The sequence below is a fragment of the Streptomyces sp. CoH27 genome (assembly GCF_020181035.1).
Taxonomy (GTDB): Bacteria; Actinomycetota; Actinomycetes; order Streptomycetales; family Streptomycetaceae; genus Streptomyces; species Streptomyces camelliae.
In genome coordinates this window covers 21,543-48,406 of sequence record NZ_JAIQYY010000009.1, presented here as the reverse complement: position 1 = coordinate 48,406, position 26,864 = coordinate 21,543, and the positions used below count along the sequence as shown (strand labels likewise).

Genomic DNA, 26,864 nt, shown 5'->3' with positions numbered 1-26,864 from the left:
CTTCAAAAGGACTGGAATTTCGCATGACCACCAACCCCGAAGCCGCCGCCCTCCTCGCCCGCTCCCATCGGCTCGGCTCCGATCCCCGTAACACCAATTACGCCGGCGGCAACGCCTCCGCGAAAGGCGTCGAAACCGATCCGGTGACCGGTGGTGACGTCGAGCTGATGTGGGTCAAGGGATCGGGCGGTGATCTCGGCACCCTCACCGAAGCAGGGCTCGCGGTGTTGCGGGTGGACCGGTTGCGGGCGCTCGTCGAGGTGTATCCGGGGGTCGAGCGTGAGGACGAGATGGTCGCCGCGTTCGACTACTGTCTGCACGGCAAGGGCGGGGCGGCGCCGTCCATCGACACCGCCATGCACGGGCTGGTGGACGCCCCGCACGTCGATCATCTGCATCCGGACTCCGGTATCGCGCTCGCCTGTGCGGCCGACGGGGAGAAGCTGACCGCCGAGTGTTTCGGGGACAGCGTGGTCTGGGTGCCGTGGCGGCGGCCCGGGTTCCAGCTGGGGCTCGACATCGCCGCGATCAAGAGGGAGCATCCCCAGGCCATCGGGTGTGTGCTCGGCGGGCACGGGATCACTGCCTGGGGCGACAGCTCCGAGGAGTGCGAGCGCAACTCGCTGCACATCATCCGCACGGCCGAGGCGTTCCTCGCCGAGCGTGGCAGGGCGGAGCCCTTCGGGCCCGTCGTGGCGGGGTACGAGGCGCTGGCCGACAGCGAGCGGAGGGAGCGGGCGGCGGCACTCGCGCCGTATGTGCGGGCCCTCGCCTCCCAGGACCGGCCGCAGGTCGGTCACTTCGACGACTCCGATGTCGTCCTCGACTTCCTCGCCCGCGCCGAGCACCCCCGGCTCGCCGCGCTCGGCACCTCCTGTCCCGATCACTTCCTGCGGACGAAGGTACGGCCGCTGGTGCTCGACCTGCCGGCGACCGCTCCCCTCGACGACGCCGTCGCCCGGCTGAAGGAGCTGCACGCCGCGTACCGGGAGGAGTACGCCGCCTACTACCAGCGGCACGCCACCGCCGGCTCCCCCGCCATGCGCGGTGCCGATCCGGCGATCGTGCTGATCCCCGGCGTGGGCATGTTCTCCTTCGGCAAGGACAAGCAGACCGCCCGCGTGGCCGGCGAGTTCTACGTCAACGCCATCAATGTGATGCGAGGCGCCGAGGCCGTTTCGACGTACGCGCCCATAGAGGAGTCGGAGAAGTTCCGGATCGAGTACTGGGCGCTGGAGGAGGCCAAGCTTCAGCGGATGCCGAAGCCGAAGCCGCTGGCGACCCGCGTCGCGCTCGTCACCGGCGCCGGCAGCGGGATCGGCAAGGCGATCGCGCAGCGGCTCGTCGACGAGGGGGCGTGTGTCGTCGTCGCCGATCTGAACGGGGAGACCGCGGCGGCCGTCGCGCAGGAACTGGGCGGGGCCGACAAGGCCGTCGCCGTCACCGTGGACGTCACCGACGAGGAGCAGATCGCCGCCGCGTTCCGGGCGGCCGTGCTCGCGTTCGGCGGGGTCGACCTCGTCGTGAACAACGCCGGAATCTCCATCTCCAGGCCGCTGCTGGAGACGTCCGCGCAGGACTGGGACCTCCAGCACGACATCATGGCCCGCGGGTCCTTCCTCGTGTCGCGCGAGGCGGCGCGGGTGATGATCGCGCAGGAGCTGGGTGGGGACATCGTCTACATCGCGTCCAAGAACGCCGTGTTCGCCGGGCCCAACAACATCGCCTACTCCGCCACCAAGGCCGATCAGGCGCATCAAGTGCGGTTGCTGGCAGCCGAGCTGGGCGAGCACGGGATCCGGGTCAACGGGGTCAACCCCGACGGGGTGGTGCGCGGGTCCGGGATCTTCGCCGGCGGCTGGGGTGCGCAGCGGGCCGCGGTGTACGGGGTGCCGGAGGAGAAACTGGGCGAGTTCTACGCGCAGCGGACCATCCTCAAGCGGGAGGTCCTGCCCGAGCATGTCGCGGGCGCGGTGTTCGCGCTCACGGGCGGAGACCTCACGCACACCACCGGGCTGCACATCCCGGTCGACGCGGGTGTGGCGGCCGCTTTCCTGCGATGAGCGCGGGTGTGAAGCCGTACGCCGCCGTCGATCTCGGCGCCTCCAGCGGGCGGGTGATGGTCGGCTCCGTGGGCCCGGACTCGGTGGAGCTGAGCGAGGCGCACCGGTTCCCGAACCGGCCGGTGCGCGTCCCGGAGGGGCTGCGCTGGGACGTGCTCGCGCTGTACGGCGGTGTCCTGGACGGGCTGCGGGCGGCCGGGCAGGTGGCTTCCGTCGGCATCGACAGCTGGGCCGTCGACTACGGTCTGCTGGATGCCGACGGGGCTCTGCTGGGCAACCCGGTGCACTATCGCGACGCCCGTACCGAGGGAGTCGCCGAGAAGGTGTGGGCCACCGTGCCGGCCGAGGAGCTGTACGCCGCGACCGGCATCCAGTACGCGCCGTTCAACACCCTCTACCAGCTCACCGCCGCCCGGGCGTCGAAGCAACTGTCCTACGCCCAGCGGCTGTTGCTCATCCCCGATCTGCTGACGTACTGGCTGACCGGTGAGCAGGGCACGGAGCTGACCAACGCCTCCACCACGCAGCTGATCGATCCCCGGACCCGGACGTGGTCGTACGGCGTCGCCGAGCGGCTGGGCATCGACCTCGGGCTGTTCGCGCCGCTGCGGCAGCCGGGGGATCCGGCGGGGGTGCTGCGGCCGGAGGTGCTGGAGGAGACGGGGCTGACCGGGCCGGTTCCGGTGACGGCCGTCGGCTCGCACGACACGGCCTCCGCGGTGGCGGCCGTGCCGGCGGCCGGTGAGCGTTTCGCCTACATCTGCACCGGCACCTGGTCCCTGGCAGGGCTGGAGCTGACCGCTCCGGTGCTCAGCGAGGAGAGCCGGGCCGCGAACTTCACCAATGAGCTGGGCCTGGACGGCACCGTCCGGTATCTGCGCAACATCATGGGGCTGTGGCTGCTCCAGGAGTGCCAACGCGCCTGGGACGAGCCCGACTTGGGGCTGCTGCTGCGCGAGGCGGGCACAGCGCCGGCGCTGCGCTCGGTGGTGGACGCCGGGGACGAGGCGTTCCTCGTGCCGGGCCGGATGCCGGAGCGGATCGCCGCGGCGTGCCGGGCGTCGGGACAGCCGGTGCCCTCCTCGCGCGGCGAGATCACCCGGTGCATCCTCGACTCCCTCGCGCTCGCCCACCGGCGGGCCGTCGCGGACGCGCAGCGGCTGGCCGACCACCCGGTGGACGTGGTGTACATCGTCGGCGGCGGGACCCGCAACGCGCTGCTGTGCCAGTTGACGGCCGATGCCTGCGGGCTGCCCGTGGTGGCCGGGGCTACGGAGGCGGCGGCCCTCGGCAATGTCCTGGTGCAGGCCCGCGCCCACGGCCTGGCCGGGGATCTCGCCGCGATGCGCCGGCTGCTCACCCGGACCCAGCCGCTGACCCGGTACGCGCCGCGCGGCGACGAGGCCCGCTGGCGGGCGGCCGAGGCCCGGCTCGCCGCGCGGTGAGAGCGCCGCGCGGTGAGTCGCCCTCTCCCCTCGGCGGTGTGCGCCGACTACCCTGCACTCGTCCGATGACCGACCCCGAGGAGCCGCGATGCGTGTCGCCCTGTTCCTGACCTGTGTCAACGACACGCTCTATCCGGACACCGGCCGGGCCGTGGTGAAACTGCTGACCAGGCTGGGTGTCGACGTCGACTTCCCGATGGCCCAGACGTGTTGCGGGCAGGCGCACTACAACACCGGGTACCGGCATGAGACGGAGCCGCTGGCCCGGCACTTCTCCGATGTCTTCGGCGGGTACGAGGCGATCGTGACCCCGTCCGGTTCGTGCGCGGCGATGGTGCGGGAGCTGTATCCCCGGATGGGCGAGCGGGCGCGTGCCGAGGGGCGCGGGGACTCGCTGGCGCGGACGCTGGCGCCGGTGGTGCCGAAGACGTACGAGCTGACGGAGTTCCTGGTGGACGTGCTCGGCGTGACGGATGTGGGGGCCTGGTTCCCGCACAAGGTCACCTACCATCCGACCTGTCACGGGCTGCGCGGTCTCGGTCTGGGCGACCGGCCGCGCCGGCTGCTGGAGGCGGTCAAGGGCCTTGAGCTGATGGAGCTGCCGGGGGCCGAGGAGTGCTGCGGGTTCGGCGGCACCTTCGCGCTGAAGAACGCGGACGTCTCGGCCGCCATGGGCGCGGACAAGGTGCGCGCCGCCGAGTCGACGGGCGCGCAGGTGCTGTGCGCGGCCGACAACTCGTGCCTGATGCACATCGGCGGCACGATGAGCCGGCTGCGCACGGCCATGCGGCCGGTGCACATCGCGGAGATCCTGGCGAGCACGGAGGAGGAACCGGCCGTATGAGCGGGACGTTCGTCGGCATGCCGGCTTTTCCCGAGGCGGCCCGGGAGGCCGTCGGCAACGCGACCCTGCGCGGCAATCTCCGGCACGCCACGCACACCATCCGTGCCAAGCGGGCCAGGGCGGTGGCCGAGCTGTCGGACTGGGCCGAGCTGCGGGAGGCGGGCCGGCGCATCAAGGACCACACGCTGCGCCATCTCGACCGGTATCTGGAGCAGTTGGAGGAGTCGGTCACCACGGCGGGCGGTACGGTCCACTGGGCGGCCGACGCCGAGGAGGCCAACCGGATCGTGACGCGACTGGTCCAGGCGACCGGTGAGTCGGAGGTCGTCAAGGTCAAGTCGATGGCCACCCAGGAGATCGGCCTCAACGAGGCCCTGGAGGCAGCGGGCGTCCGGGCCTACGAGACCGATCTCGCCGAGCTGATCGTGCAGTTGGGCAAGGACCGGCCCTCGCACATCCTGGTCCCGGCCATCCACCGCAATCGGGGCGAGATCCGGGACATCTTCACCGAGGAGATGGGCACGTGGGGCCGGCCGGCCCCCGAGGGGCTGACCGACACGCCCGCCGAACTCGCCGAGGCCGCGCGGCTGCATCTGCGGGAGAAGTTCCTGCGGGCCAAGGTCGGCATCTCCGGCGCCAACTTCATGGTCGCCGAGACCGGCACGCTCGTGGTCGTGGAGTCCGAGGGGAACGGCCGGATGTGCCTGACCCTGCCCGAGACGCTGATCTCGGTCGTGGGCATCGAGAAGGTGGTGCCGTCCTGGCGGGACCTGGAGGTGTTCCTGCAGACGCTGCCCCGCTCCTCCACCGCCGAGCGCATGAACCCGTACACCAGCATGTGGACCGGGACCACCGACGGCGACGGCCCGAGCACCTTCCATCTGGTGCTGCTCGACAACGGCCGCACCGACACCCTCGCCGACACCGTCGGCCGCCAGGCCCTGCGCTGCATCCGCTGCTCGGCCTGCCTGAACGTCTGCCCGGTCTACGAGCGCGCGGGCGGGCACGCGTACGGCTCGGTCTACCCGGGCCCGATCGGCGCCATCCTGAGTCCTCAACTGCGGGGCACGGCAAGCGAGATCGACGCCTCGCTGCCGTACGCGTCGAGTCTGTGCGGGGCCTGCTACGAGGTCTGTCCCGTCGCCATCGACATCCCGGAGGTGCTGGTGCACCTGCGGGAGCGGGTGGCCGAGGGCGGTCCGGCGGTACGGCAGGGCAACCGGGTGCTGCTGAAACCGGCCAAGGGGCATGCGGCCGAGCGTGCGGCCGTACGGGCGGCCCGCTGGGCGCTGGCCCACCCCGCCGCCCTGCGCACCGGCCAGCGCCTCGCCTCCCGCACCCGCAGGCTGCACCCCCGCACCCTGCCGGGCCCGGGCCGGGCCTGGACGGGCACCCGGGATCTGCCGCCGGTGCCGGCCGAGCCCTTCCGGGACTGGTGGCAGCGCACCCACGGTGGAAAGGACACTTCCAAGTGAGCAGCAGGGAACGGGTGCTGGGCCGGATCCGGCGGGCGCTCGCCGATGTGACGCCGGACGGGCGGCCGTACGAGGAGGCCGTGGGCCGGGGCTATCTGCGCGAGCACGGACACCGTACGTCCGAGGAGACGGTGGAGCTGCTGGCCGAGAACCTGGCGGACTACCGGGCGATCGTGCACCGCGTCGGCGTCGACGACGTACGGATGCTCGTCATGCGGCTGCTGGCCCGGCGCGGCTCGCAGGAGATGCTCGTGCCGCCCGGGCTGCCGCCGGACTGGCTGGCCGCCGCCGACCCGGTATGGATCCACGACCGGGCGGCGAGCACCCCGAGGCAACTGGACCGGGTGGGCAGTGTGGTGACGGGGTGTGCGGTGGCGATCGCCGAGACCGGCACGATCGTCCTGGACGGCTCCCCCGACCAGGGCCGGCGCCGCATCTCGCTGATCCCGGACCACCACATCTGTGTCGTACGCGTCCCCGACCAGGTCGTCTCCTCCGTGCCGCAGGCCCTCGAACGGCTCGATCCGACGCGCCCGTTGACGTGGATCTCGGGTCCGTCGGCCACCAGTGACATCGAGCTGGACCGGGTGGAGGGGGTGCACGGTCCGCGCACGTTGGAGGTGATCCTGGTCAGCGGGACCGCATGACTTGATTACGACAGCCATCAATATTTGACAGCCATCGAACTTTCTCGCAGAGTGGTCCGTGATCACCGAGCGAGCAGGGGGAGTCGAGATGGCGAAGACGGTGCGCTTCCACGAGGCCGGCGGGCCCGAGGTGCTGCGGCTGGAGGAACGGGAGCCGGGTGAGCCGGGTCCCGGGGAGGTGCGCCTGCGCATCGAGGCGATCGGACTCAACCGGGCGGAGGCCTTGTTCCGCCGGGACGTCTACATCGAGCCGGTGAAGCGGTTTCCCGCGCGGCTGGGCAACGAGGCCTCCGGAGTGGTGGAGGCGCTCGGACCGGACGTGACCGGTCTCGACGTCGGACAGGCCGTGAGCGTGCTGCCCAGCTTCTCCCCCAACGAATACGGGGTGTACGCCGAGCGGGCGCTGGTGCCGGCCGCCGCGCTCGTGCCCCGGCCGGACGGGGTGGACGCGGTCACCGGGGCCGCCGTGTGGATGCCGTACCTCACCGCGTACGGGGCGATGGCGGAGACCGGCGGAATACGGGCGGCGGACGTGGCGGTCGTGAACGCGGCCTCCAGCAGCCTCGGGCTGGCCGCGATCCAGACGGCGAACCGGCTCGGCGCCACGCCGATCGCCGTCACCCGGACCCGGGCCAAGCGGGAACGGCTGCTCGAAGCGGGCGCTGCGCAGGTGATCGTCTCCGACGAGGAGGACGTGACCGGCCGGGTACGGGAGCTGACCGGCGGCCGGGGCGCCGAGTTCGTCCTCGACGCCGTGGCCGGACCGGGCGTGACGGAGCTGGCCCGGGCGGTGGCGGCCGACGGGACGCTGCTGCTGTGGGGCGCGCAGAGCGGGCAGCCGACGCCGTATCCCGGGTTCGAACTGAACATGCCGGCGCTGAACATGCGGACGTTCACCATGCTGGAGATCACCCGCGATCCCGCGCGGCTGCGGCGCGCGAAGGCGTTCATCACCTCCGGGCTGCGCACCGGCATGCTGCGGCCGGTCGTGGACCGGCTCTTCCCGCTCCAGGACATCGTGGCGGCCCACCGGCACCTGGAGTCGAACGAGCAGTTCGGCAAGATCGTCGTGACCGTCTGACGGCGCATGCCCCGTTCCGCCGCACCGGCGAGCACGGCTCGGACAGCGCCGTTAGCGTGGGGGAATGATCCGGTTCGAGCAGGTCACCAAGCGGTATCCGGACGGTACGACGGCCGTGGACGACCTGTCCTTCGAGGTCGCCGAGGGCGAGCTGGTCACGCTCGTCGGGCCGTCCGGCTGCGGCAAGACGACGACCATGATGATGGTGAACCGGCTCATCGAACCGACCTCCGGCCGGATCCTCGTCGGCGGCGAGGACATCGCCGGTGTCGACCCTGTGCGGCTGCGCCGCCGGATGGGCTATGTCATCCAGCAGGTGGGCCTCTTCCCGCACCGCACCGTCCTCGACAACACCGCGACGGTGCCCGCGCTGCTCGGCTGGCAGCGGGCCAGAGCCCGGGCGCGGGCGGCCGAGCTGCTCGAACTGGTCGGGCTCGACCCGACGACATACGGCCCGCGCTACCCCGAACAGCTGTCCGGCGGGCAGCGGCAGCGGGTCGGGGTGGCGCGGGCGCTCGCCGCGGATCCGCCGGTGCTGCTGATGGACGAGCCGTTCGGCGCGGTCGACCCGGTGGTGCGCGAGCAGTTGCAGGACGAGTTCCTGCGCATGCAGGCCGCGGTGCGCAAGACGGTGCTGCTGGTCACCCACGACATCGAGGAGGCCGTCCGGCTCGGCGACCGGATCGCCGTGTACGGGCAGGGGCGCATCGAGCAGTTCGACACGCCCGGCGCGGTGCTGGGGGCGCCCGCCACGCCGTACGTCGCCTCCTTCGTGGGCGCCGACCGGGGGCTGAAGCGGCTGTCGGTCACCGCGGTCGAGCCGGACGATCTGGAACAGCCACCGGTGGCGCAGCCGGACGAACCCGCCGACCGGGCCCGGGAGCGGCTGCGGGCCGAGGACGCGCGCTGGGCGGTCGTCCTCGACCCCCGGGGCGACCTGCACGGCTGGGTCGGCATCGAGGCCCTGGCGGCGGGCGGCACGGTCGGGGACCACACCCACCGGATGACCGCGTGGGTGCCGGTCGGCGCGCCGCTGAAGCAGGCGTTCGGGGTGATGCTCCAGTACGACGCCGCGTGGGTCGCGGTCCTGGACGGCGCGCGTTTCCTCGGCGTGCTCACCCCGGCGAAGCTGCACGAGGCGCTGCGCCGCTCGGTGGACGCGGACGCGCGGGGCGTGGCGCGCGGACAGGTGCCGTTCGACTCGGTGTCGGACGCCTGATCCCGCGGTCAGGGCAGCAGGCCCTGCTCCTTCAGATAGGTGCGGGCCACGTCGGCGGGCAGCCGGCGCCAGCTGTCGACCTGCTGGTTCATGGCCGCCAGGTCGGCCGTCGTGAGGACGTCGTTGAGCTTGCCGAGCGCCTTCGCCACGCCCTCGCTGCCCGCCCGCGCGCGGTTGACGACCGGGACGATGTAGTCGGCGTTCTGCAGATGCCTGTCGTCGGCGAGCAGGACCAGGCCGAAGGAGTCCAGGGTGGCGTCCGTGGTGGTGGTCAGCACCATCTGGTCCCGGCCCTCCTGCACGGCCCGCTTGGCCTGGGTGGTGCCGACGCCCTTGGGATCGACACCGGTGATGTCGATGCCGTACACCTTCTTCAACCCCGGTGCGCAGTATGGCCGTCGGACGCACTCGTCGCCCGCCGCGAGCCGCACCCGCAGCCCCGAGGCGCCCAGGTCGCCGAGGGTCCGCAGGCGGTGTTCGCGGGCATAGTCGGCGCGTACGGCGAAGGCGTTCTGGTCGACGGCCCGGCCGGGCGGCAGGACGGTGAGGCCGCGGGGTGTGGCCAGGCGGCGCAGCGCCTTCATCGTCCTGCCGAGGTCGGGTGAGCCGACGGGCTCGGCGTTGGCGCCGTGGGCCTTGGCGTTCAGCCAGTCGGCGAAGGTTGCCGCGTACTCGGGCACGACGTCGATCTGGCCGGACTCCAGCGCCGGTTCGTACAGTTCCCGGTTGGCGACCGTGATCATCGAGGTCCGGTAGCCGGCCCGGTTCAGCAGCTGTGCGTACATCTGGGCGAGCAGGTCGCTCTCGGTGAAGCCGGCCGAGCCGATGGTGAGGTGGTGGCTGTCGCCGGGCGGTGCGGTGACCTCGCCACGGTTCTCCAGGGCGGGGCCGGTGGTGCAGGCGGTGAGGGTGAGGAGGGCGACGGCCGGCAGGGCTCTTCTCATCGGCCGCCCCGGGCACGTGCCGGCGCCAGCCGTTCGGCGACCTCGAAAGCCCCTTCCACGACGAGCGCGAACACGGCCACCAGGATCGCGCCGGCGACCACCTGGGGCGTGCTGGCCAGGTTGAAACCGGCGGTGATGATCCGGCCGAGGCCGCCGCCGCCGGCGAGCGCGGCGATGGTGGCGGTGGCGACCAGCTGGACGGCGGCGATCCGCACCCCGGTCAGGACCAGCGGCAGCGCCAGCGGAAGTTCCACGCGCAGCAGCATCTGCCGGCCCGTCATCCCCATGCCACGCGCCGCCCGCACGACGCTGCGGTCGACCTCGCGCATGCCGACGTAGGCGTTGGTGAGCAGCGGGGGGACGGCGAACAGCACCAGGGCCACCACCGTCGGACCCTCGCCCCACCTGCCGACCGGGGTGAGGAGCAGCAGCACCAGGACGGCGAAGGTGGGCACGGCCCGGCCGGCGTTGGAGACGTTCACGGCGAGCGCGCCGCCCTTGCCGAGGTGGCCGAGGACCAGGGCGACCGGCAGCGCGATCACACAGCTGACGGCGAGACAGACCACGGTGAGGACGAGGTGCTGAAGCAGCCGGTGCCGGATGCCGTCGTCGCCGGACCAGTGCGCGGGGTCGGTGAGCCAGTGCCATGCGGCGGCGAGCGTGCTCATGCGCGGCCCGCCCGGGTCCAGGGGGTGATCAGCCGCTGCACACCGAGCAGCAGCAGGTCGGCGAGGACGGCGATCAGCACGCACAGCGCGGACGCGGTGAGCACCTGGGCCTTGAAGTAGGTGTTCATGCCCGCGTAGATGAGGTTCCCCAGGCCGCCGAAGCCGACGATCGCGCCGACCGTGACCAGGGAGACCGCCGAGACGGTGGCGATGCGCAGCCCGGCCATCGCGGCGGGCAGGGCGAGGGGCAGCTCCACGGTGAGCAGCAGCCGGATCGGGCCGTAGCCGAGGCCGCGTGCCGCCTGCCGGGTCTCCTCCGGGACCGCGCGCAGGCCCGCGAGGATGTTCCGGACCAGGAGGGTGAGCGAATACAGCACCAGTCCGGCGACGACGAGGCCGGCGGACAGGCCGTAGACCGGCAGCAGCAGGGAGAACATGGCCAGGGACGGGATGGTGTAGAGGATCGTCGTCACCGCGAGCACGGGCCCGGCCGCCCAGCCCCAGCGGCGCGCCAGCACCGCGAGCGGCACGGCGACGACCAGTCCGATGAGCACCGACAGGGCGGTCAGCCGGACGTGCTGGACGACCGCGTCGAGCAGGATCTGCCGGCGCGTGGTCAGGTAGGCGCCGCAGATCCAGTCGTTGCGTGCGAGGCAGTCGTGCGGCGGGGTGGTCACCGTTTCATTGGACCGGGAGGGAGATCAGGGGGCCGCGTCGGGTTGGGCCGTACGGGGGCAGCGCCCCGAAGGGGCGCGGTCATCTGCGCGATCAGCCACGACGGACCCGCAGACGACCGGCGGCCCGTCACGCTCGATCCATCCCGGCCGCGTCCATCAGCGCTGTCACCGTCGTCACGGCCAGTCCGTCCGCCAGGTCTTCCACCTTCGCGCCGGCCCGCGCGCTCGCACCGTCGAAGACGAGCACGAGCTGGCGGGCCAGGAGTTCGGGGTCGCGGGCGCCGCCGCGCTCCGCCTCGGTGCGGAAGGTCCGCGTCAGATGGTCCTTGACACCGCGGGCGACGACGCTCGCCGGGTGTCCGGGGTCCTTCAGCTCGACGAGGACGGCCAGGTAGGGGCAGCCGTGATAGCCGGGGTCCGCGGCGGCCTTCGTCACCTGCTCGAAGACGTGCAGGATGCGCTCGCGCGGGGTCACGGTCTCCGGGTGGGGGTGGGTGAGCTGGGCCTCGTACCACGCGGCGCGCCGCTCCAGGCTCGCGGCCAGCATCGCGTCCTTGCTGTCGAAGAGCTGGTACATCGACCGCTTGGAGACGCCGGCCTGCCGGCACAGTGCCTCGATGCCGATTCCGACGCCGTCGCGGTAGGAGAGTTCGGCGGTGGCGTCGAGCAGCCGCTCACGGGAGGACGCCTTGTCGGTGGTGGCCATACGGCGAGGTTACCGCGGCGCGGGCAACGGGGAAACCGATCGGTGTATACACGTGACAGGGATGGTGAACAAGCGCTTAGATAGGAGCCCGGACACCTGTTCCCGATCCGCCGGAGGCCCCGTTGTTCACGTCCGTCGACGACGTCTCCGCCCGCCTCGCCGAGACCGGCTACCTCGCCTCGCCCGCCGTCGCGACGACCGTGTTCCTCGCCGACCGGCTGGGCAAGCCGCTGCTGGTGGAGGGTCCCGCCGGGGTGGGCAAGACCGAGCTGGCCAAGGCGGTCGCCCAGGTGGCCGGGGCGCGGCTGGTCCGGCTCCAGTGCTACGAGGGCGTGGACGAGTCCCGCGCCCTGTACGAGTGGAACCACGCCAAACAGCTGCTGCGCATCAGCGCGGGCCGCGACGAGAGCTGGGACGAGACCCGCACCGACATCTTCAGCGAGGAGTTCCTGCTCCCCCGCCCGCTGCTCACCGCCATCCGCGGGGACGAGCCGACCGTGCTGCTCATCGACGAGACCGACAAGGCCGACGTCGAGATGGAGGGGCTGCTGCTGGAGGTGCTCAGCGACTTCCAGATCACGGTCCCTGAGCTGGGCACGGTCACCGCGACCCGCCGCCCGTTCGTCGTCCTGACCTCCAACGCCGGCCGGGAGCTGTCCGAGGCGCTGCGCCGCCGCTGCCTGTTCCTGCACATCGGCTTCCCCGAGGAGGAGCTGGAGCGGCGGATCGTCCGGCTGAAGGTGCCGGGCCTCACCGAGGCGCTCGCCGAGTCGGTGGTCCGGGTGGTCGGGGCGCTGCGCGCGATGGACCTGCGCAAGGCTCCGTCCGTCGCCGAGACGGTCGACTGGGCGCGCACCCTGCTGGCCCTGGGCGCCGGTGCGCTGGACGAGACGGTCGTACGGGACAGTCTCGGAGTGATCCTCAAGCACCAGGACGACATCCAGAAGGCGGCGGCGAAGCTCGACCTGGACGCGCTGTGACCGAGGTCGCCGAGCGGATCACCGGCCTGGTCGGGGCGCTGCGCGCGCACGGGGTGCGGATCGGCACGGGTGAGACGGTGGACGCGGCCCGCGCGGTGGAGGCACTCGGGCTCGCGGACCGGGAGCTGCTGCGGGAGGGGCTGGCCGCGACGCTGCTGCACGGCCCGGGACAGCGGGCGGTGTTCGACCCCGTCTTCGACCTGTACTTCCCGCGCGCGGTGGGGGGACCGGACGGCGCGGGCGCGGGCCGTGACGAGCTGCGCGACCGGCTGGCTCGGGCGCTGGCCGCGGGCGACCAGGCCATGATGGCCCGGTTGGCGGCCGAGGCGGTGGACGGCATGGGCGGATACGGCAGTTCACCGGGGTCGGACGGCTTCTCCGCATACCAGACCCTCGAACGGCTGCGCCCGCAGACCCTGTTGGCGCGGGTGCGTTCGGATGTGCGCGGACGGGACGGGGGCGGAAGCGGGAACGGCGACGGTACGGACTTCGCGGACCGGCTGCTGGACGACCAGATCCGGCGCCGGATCGAGCAGTTCCGGCGGATGGTCGGGGCGGAGGCGCGGCGCCGGGTCGCAGAGCGGCGCGGGCGGGACGAGATCGCCCGGCGCGGTGTCGTACCGACCGCCGACCGAGTGGACTTCCTGTTCGCGGGCCGGGACCAACTGGCCGAACTGCGCAGGGCCGTATCGCCGCTCGCACGCAAGCTGGCCACCCGGCTGGCCGCGCGCCGGCGCCGGGCCGCGCGCGGCACGGTCGACCTGCGCCGCACCCTGCGCTCCTCGCTGTCCACGGGCGGGGTGCCGATGCGGCCGGTGCTGCGCCGGCGCCGGCCGGTCCGCCCCGAACTGGTCCTGCTGTGCGACGTGTCCGGCTCGGTGTCCGGCTTCTCCGACTTCACGATGCTGCTGGTGCAGGCGCTGCACGACCAGTTCAGCAAGATCCGGGTGTTCGCCTTCGTCAACCGGCTGGACGAGGTGACCGGCCTGCTGGAGCACGGTCGTGCCGACCCCGACGGGCTGAGCGCCCGCATCCGCGCCGAGGCCACGCTGACCGGCTGGCACGGCAGCAGCGACTACGGCGTGGCGCTGGGCGAGTTCGCCGAGCGGTACGGCGACGCGGTCGGCCCGCGCACGACCGTGTTCGTCCTCGGGGACGCCCGGACCAACATGAGCGACCCGAACCTGGCCGCCGTACGCGAGGTCGCCCGGCGGGCCCGGCGCGTGTACTGGCTGAACCCGGAGCCGCGCGGCCAGTGGGGCACCGGTGACTCAGCCGCGCCCGCCTACGCGGACCTGGTCGAGATGCACGAGTGCCGTACAGCCCGTCAGCTCAGCGCGCTGATCGCCCGGCTGCTTCCGGTGTGATCGACTGCTCCCGAACGACCGCGGTCCGCGGCTGATCCGGACCGAGCCGCACTGATCTGTACAAGGACGTACGCCATGGGCCACTCCCCCGTCTCGCTCGGCACCTTCCCCACGCCCGTCGAACCGGCGCCCCGGCTCGCCGCCGTGCTCGGGCTCGGCCCGGACGATCTGTGGATCAAACGGGACGACCTGACCGGTCTGGGCGGCGGCGGGAACAAGATCCGCAAACTGGAGTGGACGGTCGGCGCGGCGCTCGCCGAGGGCGCGGACACGCTCGTGACCACGGGGGCTCCGCAGAGCAACCACGCCCGGCTGACCGCCGCCGCGGCCGCCCGGCTGGGTCTGGCCGCCGTCCTCGTCCTGCGCGGCGCGCCGGGCGCCTCGCGGTCCGGGAACCTCGCCCTGGACGGACTCTTCGGGGCGCGCATCGCCTGGGCGGGCGAGGTGGACCAGGCGGGGCTGGACGACGCGGCGGCCGAGGTGTGCGCGCGGCTGCGGGCGGACGGTGCCCGGCCCGCGCCGATCCCGTTCGGGGGGTCGGGCGTGCCGGGTGCCCGGGGCTATGTGCGCTGCGGCGAGGAGCTGGACGAGCAACTGCCCGAGCTGCGCACCGTGGTGGTCGCGCTCGGCTCGGGCGGCACGATGGCCGGCCTGGTCGCGGCCCTGGGCACCGGCTCGGTGCTCGGTGTCGACGTGGGCGCGCTGGCCGACCCGGCCGCGGCGGTGGCACGGTTCGCGGCGCCGCTGACGACGGAAGAGGTCACGGCCGAGGGCCTGCGGGTGCGCCGCGACCAGGTGGGCGCCGGCTACGCGACGCTGACCGGACCCGCGGCCGAGGCACTCCGGCTCGCCGCCCGTACCGAGGGCCTCGTCCTCGACCCCGTGTACACCGCCCGGGCCCTGGCCGGCCTGCGCGCGGCCGTCGCCGACGGTGACGTCCGGCCGGGCGAGAAGACGGTGTTCGTCCACACCGGCGGCCTGCCCGGCCTGTTCGGGCACGCGGACGCGGTGGCGTTCGCGGAGGCGGGGGCGGCCGTCTTCGAGGGATGACGGTGGCGGGCCGTACGGCCCCGCACATGCGACCGGGTCGCACGCCGTACGACCCGGAACGACGGAGGCGGCCCGGTACGACGGAGGCGGCCCGGAACGACGGAGACGGTCCGGAACGACGGAGGCGGCCCGGAACGACGGAGACGGTCCGGAACGACGGAGGCGGCCCGGAACGACGGAGACGGTCCGGAACGACGGGGCGGCCCTTCTCTCAGCCCTTCGCGTACTCCTTGGCCATGGTCCCGGCGAAGTCGTAGACCACGAACTGCTCGTCCCCCACGACCCAGGCGTCATGGCCGGGCGGGCACACGAAGACGTCGCCGGGGCCGACCTCGCCCTCGCCGCCGTCGTCCATGCGGATGTGCATGCGCCCCTGCACCACGTAGCCGTTGTGGTGGACCATGCAGCTCTCGGTGCCCGCGATCGGCTTCACGGACTCCGACCAGCGCCACCCCGGTTCGAAGGTGCCCACCGCGAAGTCGAGCCCGGTCAGGTGCAGGGCTTCGAGGTGGCCGCGGGGGAAGTCGCGCCGTTCGTCCGGCTTCTCGACCGTCTTCACTTCCAGCATGACGGCGTCCTCCTTCCGGCCGCTGACCGCGGCCGGGGCCGGCCTGTCGTCGCCTGGCGGCCTCGGACGGCGCCGGCGCTGCGGCGGCGGCCGTACCCCACGCCTCCATCGTCGGCCCCGCGCCGTGGCAACGCCATACGGTGGCAGGCGCCCCTGAAAATTCTTCGGTCGTCACCCGCAACCTCGCCCGGGGCCGGACGTCTGTCGAGGTGGAGGCCTCCACTTCGACCAGTTGTCCGACCCGAGCGAGCGAAGGAACCCATGACCGCACACCGTGTCCCCCGCCCCAGCCATGTCCGCAGGCTGCGGGCCGCCCTGGGGGTCTCCGCCGTAGGCGCGGCCCTGGCCGTGGCCGGCACCATCACCGCCCAGGCGGCCCAGAGCGGCAGCCACTCGCCCGCCCACGCCGGCGTCACCGCCACCCCGGAACCGGCGGGCGGCCACGCGACACCGTCCCCGGTGCCCTCCCCGGTCCGCACGGCCACCCCGTCGCCCGTACCCTCCACGGCGACACCGTCCCCCGTGCCCACCCCGGTCCCCACGGCGACACCGTCCCCCGTGCCGTCGCCGGTCCGCACCGCCACCCCCAGCCCCGTGCCCTCCCCCACGCGCGCCACCCCCACCCCGGTGCCGTCCACCGCCGCACCGGTGCCCGTGCCGGTGCCGAGTCCGGTGCCGGGGCACGGTCCGCATCGCGTGCACCCCGCGCCGGCGCCGGCCGCGCCGCGGTACTGAGCCACACGCACCACCTAGGCAGGGCAGGGCGGGGAAGCAGGATCCGCTTCTCCGCCCGGCTCCGGGAGATCCATGACGACAGCCACACCACCGGCGGTGACCCTGCCCCGGGACCGGTCCGGCACCCCGCGCCGCCCCGCGTCCCCATGGCGTTTGGGGAGGCGGCTCCTGTCTCCTCTGCGGGACCGTGTCCTCGCCCGCGCCGCCCGGACGGAGACCCCCGCCGGCCCGACCGCACCCGGCGCCGGTACGACGGCATACCCCGTCGGCCGCGAACAGCCTCCCGGCATCGAGGAGTTGTACCACCACCGCCGGCTGTCCCTGGTCCGGCTGGCGGTGCTGCTGGTGGACGATCTGCCCACGGCCGAGGACGTCGTCCAGGACGCCTTCACCGCACTCCTGCGCCGGCACGGTCACCGGCTGGCCGCGCTCGACGATCCGGAGGCGTATCTGCGCACCAGTGTCGTCAACGCGGCCCGTTCGGTGCTGCGCCGCCGCAGGACCGTACGGGCGCACACCCCCGCGCCCGAGGAGCACGCGCCCGCCCCCGAGGAGGACGTCCTGCTGCACGAGGACCACCGGGAGGTGCTGGCGGCGCTGCGCACCCTGACCCGGCGCCAGCGGGAGGTACTGGTGCTGCGCTACTGGTCCCATCTGACCGAGGCCGAGATCGCCGCGACCCTCGGTCTGTCCCGGGGCACCGTCAAGTCCACGGCCAGCCGGGCCCTGGACGCCCTCGGCCGACGTCTGGAGGGGCTGCGATGAACGACTCCGGTACCGGTACGGCCCCCACGGCCGTCGAGGAGCGGCTGCGGGCCGCCCTGGCCGCGCGGGCGCACTCCGTCGGCCCGGCCGACCTGCGTCCGCTGCGCCCGCCGACCGCGCCGGTACGGTCCGGCCGGGTGCTGCTGCGCCGGGCCGTGGCGAGCGCGCTGGTCCTGGCCGCGGTGGCGGCGCTGGTGTTCCTCGCGGTGCGCGGCGGGCCGTCCCGCCCGGCCGAGCCGGCCCGTTCGCCGCGGCCGGGCACCGGCACGCCGTCCGCGGTCCCGAGCCCGCTCGCCCCGACCACGGCCGAGCCCTCCCCCAGCCCAACGGCGCCGTGAACTACGTCCCGGGATGGGCGAGTTCCATGTCATGGCCCTCGACGTCGGCGCCGGGCAGCGTCACCCCGGCGGCCCGGGGCGGGTGACCGGCGGCGATCAGCATGTACCGGCCGCCGTCCAGGTCGGAGAAGGTGTACGCCCCGTCGTCGCCGGTGGTGGTCGTGGCGACGACGTCGCCCGCCGCGTCCACCAGGGCCACCCGGGCGTCACCGAGCGGCCCGCCCGCACCGCGTACCGTGCCCCGCACCCGGGCGCCTGACCGCGGGTCGGCCGCGACGCGGGTGACACCGGTGCCGGAGATCTCCACGGGCAGCGCGAGCGGCCAAATCCCTTGCGGCCTGCCGAACCGCGTCACCGTCGATGTCCAGCAGCGCGACCCGGTGCGTGCGCGCCAACCGCCGCGTCACAGCGAGGCCGATTCCACTGGCCGCGCCCGTGATCACCGCCACAGGTCGGGCCATCCGTTGATCCTTGCCTGTCGGGTCCGCCATGGCCGGTCAGATCCTCCGCTCGTGCCCGCGCCAGAAGGGCTCGCGGATGTCCTTCTTGAGCACCTTCCCGTTGGCGCTGCGGGGTAGGGCGTCGACGAACACGATCTTCTTCGGTGTCTTGATCCCGCCGAGCTTCGGCCGGCAGTAGGCCACCAATTCCTCTTCTGTCAGCTGTGCGCCGTCGTTCAGCTCGACGACAGCGGTGACGGCCTCGCCCCAGTCAGGGTGCGGTGTGCCGATCACAGCGCAGTCCTGCACCGCCGGATGCGTCCAGATGACCTGCTCCACTTCGCTCGGGTAGACGTTGAACCCGCCCGAGATGATCATGTCCTTCTTGCGGTCGGTGATGTGCAGGAAGCCCTCGTGGTCGAGGTAGCCGACGTCGCCTGTGTGCAGCCACCCGTCGATGATGGTCTCCGCGGTCTTGTCCGGGGCCTTGTAGTACCCCTTCATCACCAAGTCGCCGCGCACGCAGATCTCGCCCGTCTCTCCGGGGGGCAGGATGTTGTTGGTGTCATCGAGGATCTCGACGCGCACCAGCGGTGCCGGCCGCCCTGTGGCTGACAGCCTGGTGTCGTCGGCGATCTCACCGTTACGGAAGTGCTCCTCGGGGCGCAGGAAGGCGATCGCGGTGGGGGCCTCAGCCTGGCCGTACCCCTGGAACATCACAGGTCCGAAGACCTCGATCGCGCGGCGCAGTTTCTCGGTGGACATGGGAGCCGCGCCGTACGTGAAGTACCTCAGGGAGGAGAAGTCGCGTTCTTCGATGCCCGGAGTCTCCAGAAGCCGGTAAATGACGGTCGGCGGCAGATACAGCTCCGTGACCTGGTGCTTCTCGATGAGGTCGAGCAGCACGAGCGGGTCGGGGCGGCTCATCACCACGACCGTGCCGCCACGGGCCGTGACCGGCAGCGTAAGGGTGCCCGCAGCGTGAGTCATCGGTGCGGCGACGAGGTGCACGATCGGCTCGTCCCCGGCGTAGGGCGCGGCGAACATGTGGTGCAGCGCGCTCACGGACAGGCTCCGGTGCGTGTTCATCGCACCCTTCGGTGCCCCAGTGGTCCCTCCAGTAGGCATGATCCCCGCCAGGGAATCCTGCTCCGGAATGTAGTCGGGAAGCGCGTTGGACGCTCCCTCGGTGAAGGACTGGAGAACGATCGCGTCCGCCGCCGGCACGGCTTGCGTGTCCGCGCCCAGTGAGACGACGGTGTGCAGTTGCTTCAGTTCGGGGCGCAGTTTCTCCACGATCGGGAGGAACTGCTCGTGGCAGAACAGCACTTCGCAGTCGAAGCTGTCCAGCAGGCGCTGGATCTCCTCCTCCGGATAAGCGGGGTTGACCGGGACCCAGGCCATGCCCGCCCGCCACATGCCGAGGACGCAGGCCCACGCAAGGGGGTCGTTGCCCGCGAGTACCGCACCCTTGGCCTCGGGCTTGATGCCGCGTCCGAGCAGCGCGTTGCCCACACGGCAGGAGAGTTCACCGATCTCGGTGTAGGTGAAGGCCCGCTCGCCGGCGATGAACGCGGCCCTGTCCGGGTGAGCGCGCCAGCCTCGGTCGAAGAAGTCGGTCACAGCCATGCTGGTCATTCCTTGTCTGCGAAGTCGATCTCCCAGCTTGGGGATCGGTCGGTCGTACTGGTTCGTCGGTCTCGTCGACAGCCCGCGGCAGCGGGAGTCCGCGAAGCGGGCCGTGCCGGTGCCGAGGGGTCAGGCCCCGACCCGTCCGCCCTGGTACAGCAGCGTGTTGAGGTAGCCGAACTTCATGTTCAGCAGGTGGTTCTCGCCGTCCTCGATACGGGCAGCCCGGGCGTCCCGGAAGAGCTTCTCCATCGGGTACTCGCGAGTCAGTCCGTAGCCGCCGAACAGCTGCAGGGCCTCATCGGCCACCTCGAAGGCGAGATCGGTACAGGTGACCTTGGAGCCGCCGGTGTAGTAGGGGTGTTTGGCCGGCGAGAGCGCCGTGTACTCGGCGGCCCTCCGGGCCACCGCGCGCATCATCTCCACCTTGCGGGCCATCGCCCCCAGGCGGCTCTGCACCATCTGGTGTTCGGCCAGCAGCGCGCCGCCCTGGCGGCGCTCGTGGACATACTCCAGCGCGTACTCAAAGGCCCCCCGGGCCAGCCCCGTCATGAGCTGGCCCATCGCCACGCCCGCCGTGGACCAGGTGGACGCGTGGCCGTGCCAGTAGTCCTCGCCGAGCGAGACGGCGTAGCGCACGGGGACTCTGACGTCATCGAAGTACAGCTCACCCTGTGGGAGGGCCCTCTTGCCCAGCTTCTCCAGCGGCTTGCCGTGGCTCACTCCGGGCAGGTCGAGGGGAACGATGACCTCGATGCCGTGCGGATGCCCCTCGCCGTCGAAGAATCCCTCGCCGTAGTCGGCGACGATGGAAAGGATCGCGACCTGGGCGACCGGGCCGTTGGACACCCAGGCGGAACTCTGCCCGTTGATCACGATGTCGCCACCGCTGATCTTCGCGGTCAGGTTGCCCTTGTTGCCCTGCGGGGCGAGGGCGTGGCGCTCGGCGGGGTAGAGCATCGTGCCGTCCGAACCGCGGTCCGGCTGGGAGGCGACCCAGGCGCCGATCTTGCCCGCCGTCAGCTCGACCAGTTCCTGGTTGCCGGCTCGCTTGGCCATCATGTTCGGGAAGGCGGCGGCCGCCAGCGAGACCGCGAGGCCCGCGTCACCCCACCCGAACTCCTCGACGACGATCGCCTGGATCCGGGCCAGCTCGCGTGGCGGCACGTCGTCGGAGGTCGCGTCGAACTCGATTCCCGACGAGGCGGCTGTCGCCATGAACTCCCAGTACGGAGAGCCCGGTGCGATCGCTTCCTCGGCGCTCAGCCTGTCGATGGCGATGCCCGCCGGACGCATCACCTCCCGCGCGAACTTGTGCATCGCCTGCTGGATGGCGCGCTCCTCGTCGCCGAGGATCTCGAAACCACTCTGTTCCACGTACGGCAGCCCCGGCCGAACCGAAGATGTCGCGGCGTCCTTGCGTTGTGTCATGACTTCGTCGTCCTTGATCCGAGTGTTTCCTGCGGCTGGTGTTACTGCGCGGAGGCGATCGCAGCGGGAAGATGCCGTTCGTGCTCGGCGTCCTGCAGGCCCGCCATCGTCTGGAGCCCCTCCTTGGTGCCGGGGATCTGGAGGAGTTCCCTCAGTGCGGTGTTCTCCGCGGCGAAGCCGGCGAACTGGGCGTCGGCCAGGGCGCCGTAGACGTTCTTGAACACCTCGTTCACCGCGGCGATCGTGCTCGCCGGGCGCTTGGCGATGTCGCGTGCCAGGGTGTCGGTGTAGGGGTTCAACTCCTCGCGCGGCAGCGCGCGGCTGACGATTCCGTAGGCCGCGGCCTCCTCCCCGGTGAAATCACGGGCCTGGAGGATCACCTCACGGGCGCGGGCCGGGCCGATCTGCATGGCCAGCCGTGTCGTACCGCCGCCGGCGGGGAGGATGCCGCCGCTCGTCTCGGGCAGGCAGAACCGGCTCTCCGGCGTGGCGAACCGCAGATCCGTCGCGAGCAGGAACTCCAGTCCGGCGCCGCGGCAGATCCCGTCGACCACACAGATGGTCACCTGCGGCAGGTTCTGCCACATAGTCGTCAGAGCCTGCAGGGCGTTGATGTCGTCGTAGCGGCTCTGCGGAACCGATGGGTCGTTGTCCATCCGCAGGATGTCGTCCAGGTCGAAGTGGGCGATGAAGAACTCCGGGTCGGCACTGCCGAAGACCACCACCGTCGTCTCCCGGTCGAAGGCGAGGGACCCACCGAGATCGAACAGCTCGCCGACCATCTGGAAGTTCATCAGGTTCACGGGCGGTTGGTTGAAGTCGACGTAGAGGATCCGGCCGTCACGCCGGACGTCGAGGGTCTGATAGGTCATCGCTGACTCCTGGGTTGGTGCGGGTGGACGGTCAGATGCTGAGGATGGTGATCGCGGCGGCGGCTTCCTCGCCGGCGTACAGGCCGCCGCCGTTTTCGGCGAGGGCGATGCGGGCGCCGGGCACCTGCCGGGCTCCGCATGTGCCGCGGAGCTGGTGGACGAGTTCGTGGATCTGCGCGAGCCCGGAGGCGCCCATGGGGTGGCCCTTGGACTCCAGGCCTCCGGACGGGTTGACGGGAAGGCGGCCGCCGAGCCGGGTGGCGCCGGACTCCGCGAACTCGCCGCCGGCGCCGATCTCGCAGAACCCCATCAGCTCGGTCTGCAGCAGTTCGCCGAACGCCGACGCGTCGTGGACCTCAGCCACCGACACGTCCTGCGGCCCGACGCCTGCCTGCTCGTAGGCCCGCCCAGCGGCGAGCCGGGTAGCCGAGCGGTCCCAGGCCGAGAGAGGACGCACCGTTCCCGTGCCCAGTACCGCGGCCAGCACCCGGATCGGGTGCCGGGCGGCCAGCCGTCGCAGGCCTGCGGCGTTGCAGACGACCGCCGCCGCGGCGCCGTCAGTGAGCGGCGCGCACATCGGGACCGTGAGCGGTCCCGCCACGGGCCGCGCCGCGAGGATCTCCGCGGCCGACATCTCCTGTCGGTAGTGAGCGAGCGGGTTGTGCACCGCGTGCGCGTGGTTCTTCTCGGCGATGACCGCGAGCTGCTTCTGCGTCGTGCCGAAGGCGTCCATGTGTGCCTTGGCCAGTGCCGCGTAGATGTCCATGAACATGCTGTGCGGCTGCCCGTGGTCGGGAAGCTCGCCACCGAGTTCGGTCAGTACGGCGCTCACTCCCCCGGGATCCGCGACGTCCACTCCTCCGTCGAAGACGCCAAGGGCCTTGCGCTTGTCGCCGATGCTCAGCTTCTCGGCGCCGACCGCGAGCGCGATGTCGGCCGCGCCGGAGCGCACGTGCATCACCGCCTGATGTAGCGCGGTGGCACCGGTGGCACACGCGTTCTCGACGTTGACCACCGGAATGCCCTCGAAGCCCATCGAGCGCAGCGCCATCTGGCCGGCGACGACGACCTGCCCCTCCAGAACGTCCTGGCACGTGTTGCCGAAGTACGCGGCCTCCACGGCGCCTAGTGCGGCACCGGCGTCGGCGAGGGCCTCGGTCACCGCCTCCCTGGTCAGGTCCTTGACCGAGGCCTCCGGCCGGACACCGAACCGGGTCATGCCGACACCGGCGATCCACACCTGCGAACCGGTCACGCGAAGCTCTCCTCGGTGACGCGAGCCAGCCCGTAGGCCTCCAGGGCCCCCATGAGCTCACGGTGTCCCACCAGCTGCGCGGGCGAGCGGAACCCGACCCCGTTGAAGGTTTTGCCCAGCAGCCGCATCGCGGCGTAGGCCTGGACCAGGCCGGTGATCTGGTATCCGGACGTGCCGTGGATGACCGCCCGTGCCGTGACGTTGTTGCCGCGGCCCGTGCACCAGTCGACCGAACGATTCACCTGCCGGTTCTCACGGGCCGGTGTATTCGGCGTCATGGTGGCAGCCACCTTGTCGAGCGCCGGGTAGAGCTTCTCCTCGGGCAGCCACTGGAAGAGGACCTTGAACATGCGCTCCGCTTCGCGTACCCGCTGGGGGATGTCACCCTTCTCGTTTTGCATCGCCACGAACATGCGGCAGTTGCGTACGCGGCGGTCGTCCCGGAAGAACACCGGCATGGCGGTGCCGCCCCAGTTCAGGCCGGGGACCACCAGGGTGGTGCCGGGCACGACCATGTCCTGCTGGACGATGCCGTCGTACTTCTTGAGGAGGTTGTCTTCCAGGTAGTAGGCGTCCTTGCGGATCACGTCGAACATCGACTGCGTCGATCCGACCGTCGGGATGTTCCGGGTGTACTGGCCGATCTCAAGCGTGTCGATGCCGGGGGTCTCCAGGACGATGCGGGCGACGATGTCGGGAACCGCGTACTGCATGGAGACGGCGGTGGACACGGCAAGTCCGGCTGCTGCGTACTTCGGGCCCCACTCGTCCAGGACCGCGAGCTGGTGGGACTGCTCACCGGCGGTGTCGAGATAGTGACAGCCCGCGCGCAGCGCGGCCTCAAGTACTGCGGGCGCGTGCCGCAGAAAGGGGCCGACCGTGTTGCAGACGACCTTCCTGCCTTCGAAGAGCGCGGCCAGGGACTCGACGGAGCCGTCGACCTCGGCGATCTCGTAGTCGGCCGTCTCGATGCCCGGGACGGCGTTCATGATCTCCTGCAGCCTGGCCTTGTTCCGGCCGGCTGCCACGAACGGAATGCTGTACTCGCGCAGGTATTCGGCCACCAGGCGGCCGGTGTAGCCGCTGGCTCCATAGATGACAACCGGTCGGCGGTCGCTCACGGCTGCTTCCCTTCCGTGATGAGTCGAGGCGCCGTGGCGCCGCGGCTCTACGCTTTTTACGTTGCGGCAAACTCTGGGCAACATCCGGCCACCGTGCTTCCGTGAGAGCGCACTCCGGGTTCCGCATTCGTGCATCCCGCGCCCGACGGCTGGTCCGTCAGACGGCACGGGCGCTTGTCAAGACCCGGCGGAACGGGTTTCACTCGATTCATCCGCCGACGAAGGTGATGGCGCATGACAGCAGCCCTGACCTGGTCAACCCACGGGTCCCCACAAGATCACGTCCCGGACGCCTGGAGCAGCACGATGTCCCAGCTGCACCTGGGCTGGGCACTGTCGTTCTCAGAGCCCGAACCCTTCGGCGTGTCAGTGCGGTACCGGAGGCTGGACCAGCTGACCGTCGGAGAACTCCGCTGCGGCCGAATCACCGGCCGACAGGCAGCCACGAGCGAGGGCCCGCTCGTGGGCGTCCTCGTGACCCTCTCCGGACGGCTGATGTGCCGGTACGTCGGCGGCAGCGAGGTCGAACTCGGTCCCGGCGACCTGCTGGTCTGGGACAGTGAACTGGCGCACGACTTCGAGGCCGTGGGGGACCACCGTGAGCTGTACCTGCTCCTGCCCCGCGAGCGGCTGCCCCAGGCGATTGCCGGAAGTGCCTCCCGCGCCGGCGGTGTCGTTTCCGTGCGGCCAGGCTCAGGGCTCGCCTCGATCGCTGCCGCTCAGCTACAGGCCATCACGCGCGAGTTCGACCACCTGTCCGACACGGATCTGGCCATTGCCTCCCAGACCTTCTTCGACACCCTCGAAACGGCCCTCGTCCCCGCTCCGGAGCAGCCTGTTTCCAGCAGCGCCCGCGAGGCGCTGGTCATACGGACCCGCCGGTACATCGAGGATCACCTGGATGATCCGGACCTTTGCGCTTCCTCCATCGCCGAGGCGTTCGACATCTCCGTTCGCACGCTGCATCTCGCTCAGGCCGGTACGGGCGCAACAGTGGGTCGCTGGATCCGGGAGCGTCGCCTGAAGGCCTGCTACCGGGACCTCTCACGTGCGCATGGCGGCACGACGGTCACCGACGTTGCCTTCCGCTGGGGCTTCAGCAACATGGGCCACTTCAGCACAGCCTTCAAGCAGGCCTTCGGGGTGACACCCAGCAGTGTCCTGCTCCAGGGGCACCACAGCGGGACCACCCCGGGCGACAGCTGATTCCTCACCCGGGCGCAGCACAGCCCCGGACAGCCACCAGACAGGTATGACGACGCAAGCTTCGGTGCCCTTCCCAGGGGCACCGAAGCTTGCGCCGTGCAAAAGGTCAGACGCGTCCGACCGTCATGTGCAGGTCAGGGCTGAAGGACCAGCCTGATCGGATTGCCTTCCTTGGTGTGCAAGCGCTGCACGGCCACGTTCGCCTGCTCCAGGGGCAGCACCTCCGTGACGGAAGCGGAGAAGTCGAGGCGCCCGCCTGCCACCAGGTCCACGAGCCGCGGCACCGAGTCGAGTTCCGTGCCGAAGTGCCCCCTGACCTGGTGCTTCAGGTAGCTGAAGGTGGTGCTGTCGCTGAAGGCGAGGGGACGCCCGGACAGCCCGACCAGGACGAGGCGGCCCCCCGGCCCCAGAACGGTCAGCGCCTGCTCGTGCACCGCCGAGACACCGGCGAAGTCGAAGGCGGCGTTCAGTCCGCTGCCCTTGGTGATGTCGAGCACCTGCTCCCGGAAGGTGGGGTCGGCGGAGTCGACAACGAGGTCTGCCCCCATCCGCCGGGCGCGCTCACGCGCCGCCGGGGCCGGGTCGGCCGCCACGATCGGGAAGGCGCCGACAGCCCGCAGCAGCTGCACCGCGTGGATGCCCAGACCTCCGACCCCCCACACACCCGCTGCCTCGCCCGGCCGGATGTCCGCGGTGCGGACGATGGCGTCCCAAGGAGTCGACACGGCATCGGGGATGATCGCCGCCTGCTCGAACGGGATCGAGTCGGGCAGGGGGACGACGCCCCCCGCGCTCACCAGGGCGTACTCGGCCCACCCACCGTCGAAGTCGACCCCGCGCGTGTGCATCTGGCCGTCCTTGATGTCCCCGCCCTGCAGGACCACGCGCTGACCGACCTGGCAGGCGGTCACCTCGGGGCCCAGCTCGACGATGGTGCCGGAGACCTCATGCCCGAGGGTGACGGTGTCACCCCTGAGGTGCGGCGGGAGGCCGAGGGTGCCGTCGATGAGGTGCACGTCGGACATGCACACCCCGGCCGCGGCTACCTTGATCAGCACCTGTCCCGGGCCCGGGACAGGCTTGGGAACATCCTCGACGGTCAGCGTGTGGGTGGGGAAGTGCAAGCGAGCAGCTCGCATGAGCTCCATGGAATGTTCTCCGTCGCAACAGTCGTCATTGTCTTTGCGGTGCCGGTTTCGAGCGCACGGCCGAGGACAGCACCCTGCGTGAGGCGGCACGGCGAGTGTGGCGTTCCCTCGGCACGTCGATCGCCGCATTCGGGCCGTCGATCACAGGGTGATCGCCTCGCACCGAGTGCGTGCGACACCGGCGCCGGCG

Annotated in this window: 26 protein-coding genes and 1 pseudogene; 14 read left to right on the top strand and 13 right to left on the bottom strand. The window is 71.6% G+C overall.

Going from position 1 to position 26,864, the window contains the following annotated elements:
• The first annotated feature begins 23 nt into the window (after window positions 1–23).
• The 7 genes from LE548_RS16065 (at window position 24) to LE548_RS16035 (ending at window position 8,774) form a co-directional block, all read left to right on the top strand.
• A complete protein-coding gene (locus LE548_RS16065; RefSeq protein WP_225097528.1) occupies window positions 24–2,063 on the top strand; it encodes a bifunctional aldolase/short-chain dehydrogenase in 2,040 nt (679 codons plus the stop codon).
• Complete coding sequence (locus LE548_RS16060) at window positions 2,060–3,508, top strand: rhamnulokinase family protein (protein WP_225097527.1); 1,449 nt, start codon at window positions 2,060–2,062, stop codon at window positions 3,506–3,508. Before LE548_RS16065 ends, LE548_RS16060 begins: the two co-directional genes overlap by 4 nt.
• 88 nt (window positions 3,509–3,596) lie before the next feature.
• Window positions 3,597–4,352: a (Fe-S)-binding protein gene (locus tag LE548_RS16055; RefSeq protein WP_225097526.1), complete on the top strand. Its 756-nt coding sequence runs from the start codon at window positions 3,597–3,599 to the stop codon at window positions 4,350–4,352.
• A complete protein-coding gene (locus LE548_RS16050) occupies window positions 4,349–5,827 on the top strand; it encodes a LutB/LldF family L-lactate oxidation iron-sulfur protein (RefSeq protein WP_225097525.1) in 1,479 nt (492 codons plus the stop codon). Before LE548_RS16055 ends, LE548_RS16050 begins: the two co-directional genes overlap by 4 nt.
• Window positions 5,824–6,474: a lactate utilization protein C gene (locus LE548_RS16045; protein WP_225097524.1), complete on the top strand. Its 651-nt coding sequence runs from the start codon at window positions 5,824–5,826 to the stop codon at window positions 6,472–6,474. Before LE548_RS16050 ends, LE548_RS16045 begins: the two co-directional genes overlap by 4 nt.
• An 88-nt stretch (window positions 6,475–6,562) precedes the next feature.
• Window positions 6,563–7,555 (top strand): zinc-dependent alcohol dehydrogenase family protein, encoded by a 993-nt coding sequence (locus LE548_RS16040; RefSeq protein WP_225097523.1) that lies wholly within the window; start codon window positions 6,563–6,565, stop codon window positions 7,553–7,555.
• Between the two features lie 64 nt (window positions 7,556–7,619).
• Window positions 7,620–8,774: an ABC transporter ATP-binding protein gene (locus LE548_RS16035; RefSeq protein WP_225097522.1), complete on the top strand. Its 1,155-nt coding sequence runs from the start codon at window positions 7,620–7,622 to the stop codon at window positions 8,772–8,774.
• A gap of 8 nt (window positions 8,775–8,782) precedes the next feature.
• On the opposite strand, the gene LE548_RS16030 is transcribed toward LE548_RS16035, so the two are convergent.
• The 4 genes from LE548_RS16030 to LE548_RS16015 all read right to left on the bottom strand — a co-directional run bounded on the left by LE548_RS16030 (window position 8,783) and on the right by LE548_RS16015 (window position 11,769).
• A complete protein-coding gene (locus LE548_RS16030) occupies window positions 8,783–9,718 on the bottom strand; it encodes an ABC transporter substrate-binding protein (RefSeq protein ID WP_225097521.1) in 936 nt (311 codons plus the stop codon).
• Window positions 9,715–10,386: an ABC transporter permease gene (locus tag LE548_RS16025; protein WP_225097520.1), complete on the bottom strand. Its 672-nt coding sequence runs from the start codon at window positions 10,384–10,386 to the stop codon at window positions 9,715–9,717. Before LE548_RS16025 ends, LE548_RS16030 begins: the two co-directional genes overlap by 4 nt.
• Window positions 10,383–11,063: an ABC transporter permease gene (locus LE548_RS16020; RefSeq protein WP_225097519.1), complete on the bottom strand. Its 681-nt coding sequence runs from the start codon at window positions 11,061–11,063 to the stop codon at window positions 10,383–10,385. Before LE548_RS16020 ends, LE548_RS16025 begins: the two co-directional genes overlap by 4 nt.
• A gap of 127 nt (window positions 11,064–11,190) precedes the next feature.
• Window positions 11,191–11,769, bottom strand: coding sequence for a TetR/AcrR family transcriptional regulator (locus LE548_RS16015; RefSeq protein WP_225097518.1), 579 nt, complete (start codon window positions 11,767–11,769; stop codon window positions 11,191–11,193).
• Window positions 11,770–11,891: 122 nt separating this feature from the next.
• Here LE548_RS16015 and LE548_RS16010 point away from each other — a divergent pair, with 122 nt between their 5' ends.
• The 3 genes from LE548_RS16010 (at window position 11,892) to LE548_RS16000 (ending at window position 15,166) form a co-directional block, all read left to right on the top strand.
• Window positions 11,892–12,749: a MoxR family ATPase gene (locus LE548_RS16010; RefSeq protein ID WP_225097517.1), complete on the top strand. Its 858-nt coding sequence runs from the start codon at window positions 11,892–11,894 to the stop codon at window positions 12,747–12,749.
• Window positions 12,746–14,116 (top strand): VWA domain-containing protein, encoded by a 1,371-nt coding sequence (locus tag LE548_RS16005; protein ID WP_225097516.1) that lies wholly within the window; start codon window positions 12,746–12,748, stop codon window positions 14,114–14,116. Before LE548_RS16010 ends, LE548_RS16005 begins: the two co-directional genes overlap by 4 nt.
• Window positions 14,117–14,191: 75 nt before the next feature.
• The gene (locus LE548_RS16000; RefSeq protein ID WP_225097515.1) at window positions 14,192–15,166 is read left to right on the top strand and encodes a pyridoxal-phosphate dependent enzyme; all 975 of its coding nucleotides are present in this window, start codon (window positions 14,192–14,194) and stop codon (window positions 15,164–15,166) included.
• 211 nt (window positions 15,167–15,377) lie between these two features.
• On the opposite strand, the gene LE548_RS15995 is transcribed toward LE548_RS16000, so the two are convergent.
• Complete coding sequence (locus LE548_RS15995) at window positions 15,378–15,734, bottom strand: cupin domain-containing protein (RefSeq protein WP_225097514.1); 357 nt, start codon at window positions 15,732–15,734, stop codon at window positions 15,378–15,380.
• A gap of 261 nt (window positions 15,735–15,995) precedes the next feature.
• Here LE548_RS15995 and LE548_RS15990 point away from each other — a divergent pair, with 261 nt between their 5' ends.
• The 3 genes from LE548_RS15990 to LE548_RS15980 all read left to right on the top strand — a co-directional run bounded on the left by LE548_RS15990 (window position 15,996) and on the right by LE548_RS15980 (window position 17,572).
• On the top strand, window positions 15,996–16,469 hold the full coding sequence (locus tag LE548_RS15990) for a hypothetical protein (protein WP_225097513.1): 474 nt from the start codon (window positions 15,996–15,998) through the stop codon (window positions 16,467–16,469).
• 72 nt (window positions 16,470–16,541) lie between these two features.
• On the top strand, window positions 16,542–17,234 hold the full coding sequence (locus tag LE548_RS15985) for an RNA polymerase sigma factor (RefSeq protein ID WP_225097512.1): 693 nt from the start codon (window positions 16,542–16,544) through the stop codon (window positions 17,232–17,234).
• Window positions 17,231–17,572 (top strand): hypothetical protein, encoded by a 342-nt coding sequence (locus LE548_RS15980; protein WP_225097511.1) that lies wholly within the window; start codon window positions 17,231–17,233, stop codon window positions 17,570–17,572. The genes LE548_RS15985 and LE548_RS15980 overlap by 4 nt, the downstream gene beginning before the upstream one ends.
• A gap of 1 nt (window position 17,573) precedes the next feature.
• Here LE548_RS15980 and LE548_RS15975 read toward each other — a convergent pair.
• From LE548_RS15975 to LE548_RS15950, 7 genes and pseudogenes are all read right to left on the bottom strand, one after another.
• Window positions 17,574–17,894, bottom strand: a pseudogene (locus LE548_RS15975) (carboxypeptidase-like regulatory domain-containing protein); the annotation flags it as partial.
• Window positions 17,779–18,033, bottom strand: a complete 255-nt coding sequence (locus LE548_RS46505) for an SDR family NAD(P)-dependent oxidoreductase (protein WP_374116113.1) — start codon at window positions 18,031–18,033, stop codon at window positions 17,779–17,781. The pseudogene LE548_RS15975 and the gene LE548_RS46505, both read right to left, overlap by 116 nt.
• 36 nt (window positions 18,034–18,069) lie before the next feature.
• Window positions 18,070–19,641 (bottom strand): class I adenylate-forming enzyme family protein, encoded by a 1,572-nt coding sequence (locus tag LE548_RS15970; protein ID WP_225097510.1) that lies wholly within the window; start codon window positions 19,639–19,641, stop codon window positions 18,070–18,072.
• 129 nt (window positions 19,642–19,770) lie between these two features.
• Window positions 19,771–21,072, bottom strand: coding sequence for an acyl-CoA dehydrogenase family protein (locus LE548_RS15965; RefSeq protein WP_225097509.1), 1,302 nt, complete (start codon window positions 21,070–21,072; stop codon window positions 19,771–19,773).
• A 41-nt stretch (window positions 21,073–21,113) separates the two neighbouring features.
• Window positions 21,114–21,944 carry an enoyl-CoA hydratase/isomerase family protein gene (locus LE548_RS15960; protein ID WP_225097508.1) on the bottom strand — a complete coding sequence of 277 codons (831 nt, stop codon included), beginning with the start codon at window positions 21,942–21,944 and terminating at the stop codon, window positions 21,114–21,116.
• Between the two features lie 31 nt (window positions 21,945–21,975).
• Window positions 21,976–23,199: a thiolase family protein gene (locus tag LE548_RS46060; protein ID WP_225097507.1), complete on the bottom strand. Its 1,224-nt coding sequence runs from the start codon at window positions 23,197–23,199 to the stop codon at window positions 21,976–21,978.
• Window positions 23,196–24,320, bottom strand: coding sequence for a trans-acting enoyl reductase family protein (locus LE548_RS15950; RefSeq protein ID WP_225097506.1), 1,125 nt, complete (start codon window positions 24,318–24,320; stop codon window positions 23,196–23,198). The genes LE548_RS46060 and LE548_RS15950 overlap by 4 nt, the downstream gene beginning before the upstream one ends.
• A gap of 306 nt (window positions 24,321–24,626) precedes the next feature.
• Between LE548_RS15950 and LE548_RS15945 the strand changes: the two genes are divergently transcribed.
• Window positions 24,627–25,526 carry a helix-turn-helix domain-containing protein gene (locus LE548_RS15945; protein ID WP_263636170.1) on the top strand — a complete coding sequence of 300 codons (900 nt, stop codon included), beginning with the start codon at window positions 24,627–24,629 and terminating at the stop codon, window positions 25,524–25,526.
• A 134-nt stretch (window positions 25,527–25,660) separates the two neighbouring features.
• On the opposite strand, the gene LE548_RS15940 is transcribed toward LE548_RS15945, so the two are convergent.
• On the bottom strand, window positions 25,661–26,674 hold the full coding sequence (locus tag LE548_RS15940; protein WP_225097504.1) for a zinc-binding dehydrogenase: 1,014 nt from the start codon (window positions 26,672–26,674) through the stop codon (window positions 25,661–25,663).
• Between the last annotated feature and the right edge of the window lie 190 nt (window positions 26,675–26,864).

Coding starts and splice junctions, on each gene's coding strand:
- LE548_RS16040 (WP_225097523.1), top strand. CDS start 6,563: ATGGCGAAGACGGTGCGCTTCCACGAGGCCGGCGGGCCCGAGGTGCTG.
- LE548_RS15995 (WP_225097514.1), bottom strand. CDS start 15,734: ATGCTGGAAGTGAAGACGGTCGAGAAGCCGGACGAACGGCGCGACTTC.
- LE548_RS16035 (WP_225097522.1), top strand. CDS start 7,620: ATGATCCGGTTCGAGCAGGTCACCAAGCGGTATCCGGACGGTACGACG.
- LE548_RS16015 (WP_225097518.1), bottom strand. CDS start 11,769: ATGGCCACCACCGACAAGGCGTCCTCCCGTGAGCGGCTGCTCGACGCC.
- LE548_RS16055 (WP_225097526.1), top strand. CDS start 3,597: ATGCGTGTCGCCCTGTTCCTGACCTGTGTCAACGACACGCTCTATCCG.
- LE548_RS16065 (WP_225097528.1), top strand. CDS start 24: ATGACCACCAACCCCGAAGCCGCCGCCCTCCTCGCCCGCTCCCATCGG.
- LE548_RS16050 (WP_225097525.1), top strand. CDS start 4,349: ATGAGCGGGACGTTCGTCGGCATGCCGGCTTTTCCCGAGGCGGCCCGG.
- LE548_RS15985 (WP_225097512.1), top strand. CDS start 16,542: ATGACGACAGCCACACCACCGGCGGTGACCCTGCCCCGGGACCGGTCC.
- LE548_RS46505 (WP_374116113.1), bottom strand. CDS start 18,033: ATGGCCCGACCTGTGGCGGTGATCACGGGCGCGGCCAGTGGAATCGGC.
- LE548_RS15960 (WP_225097508.1), bottom strand. CDS start 21,944: ATGACCTATCAGACCCTCGACGTCCGGCGTGACGGCCGGATCCTCTAC.
- LE548_RS16060 (WP_225097527.1), top strand. CDS start 2,060: ATGAGCGCGGGTGTGAAGCCGTACGCCGCCGTCGATCTCGGCGCCTCC.
- LE548_RS15940 (WP_225097504.1), bottom strand. CDS start 26,674: ATGGAGCTCATGCGAGCTGCTCGCTTGCACTTCCCCACCCACACGCTG.
- LE548_RS15980 (WP_225097511.1), top strand. CDS start 17,231: ATGAACGACTCCGGTACCGGTACGGCCCCCACGGCCGTCGAGGAGCGG.
- LE548_RS16025 (WP_225097520.1), bottom strand. CDS start 10,386: ATGAGCACGCTCGCCGCCGCATGGCACTGGCTCACCGACCCCGCGCAC.
- LE548_RS15990 (WP_225097513.1), top strand. CDS start 15,996: ATGACCGCACACCGTGTCCCCCGCCCCAGCCATGTCCGCAGGCTGCGG.
- LE548_RS15945 (WP_263636170.1), top strand. CDS start 24,627: ATGTCCCAGCTGCACCTGGGCTGGGCACTGTCGTTCTCAGAGCCCGAA.
- LE548_RS15965 (WP_225097509.1), bottom strand. CDS start 21,072: ATGACACAACGCAAGGACGCCGCGACATCTTCGGTTCGGCCGGGGCTG.
- LE548_RS16000 (WP_225097515.1), top strand. CDS start 14,192: ATGGGCCACTCCCCCGTCTCGCTCGGCACCTTCCCCACGCCCGTCGAA.
- LE548_RS16030 (WP_225097521.1), bottom strand. CDS start 9,718: ATGAGAAGAGCCCTGCCGGCCGTCGCCCTCCTCACCCTCACCGCCTGC.
- LE548_RS15970 (WP_225097510.1), bottom strand. CDS start 19,641: ATGGCTGTGACCGACTTCTTCGACCGAGGCTGGCGCGCTCACCCGGAC.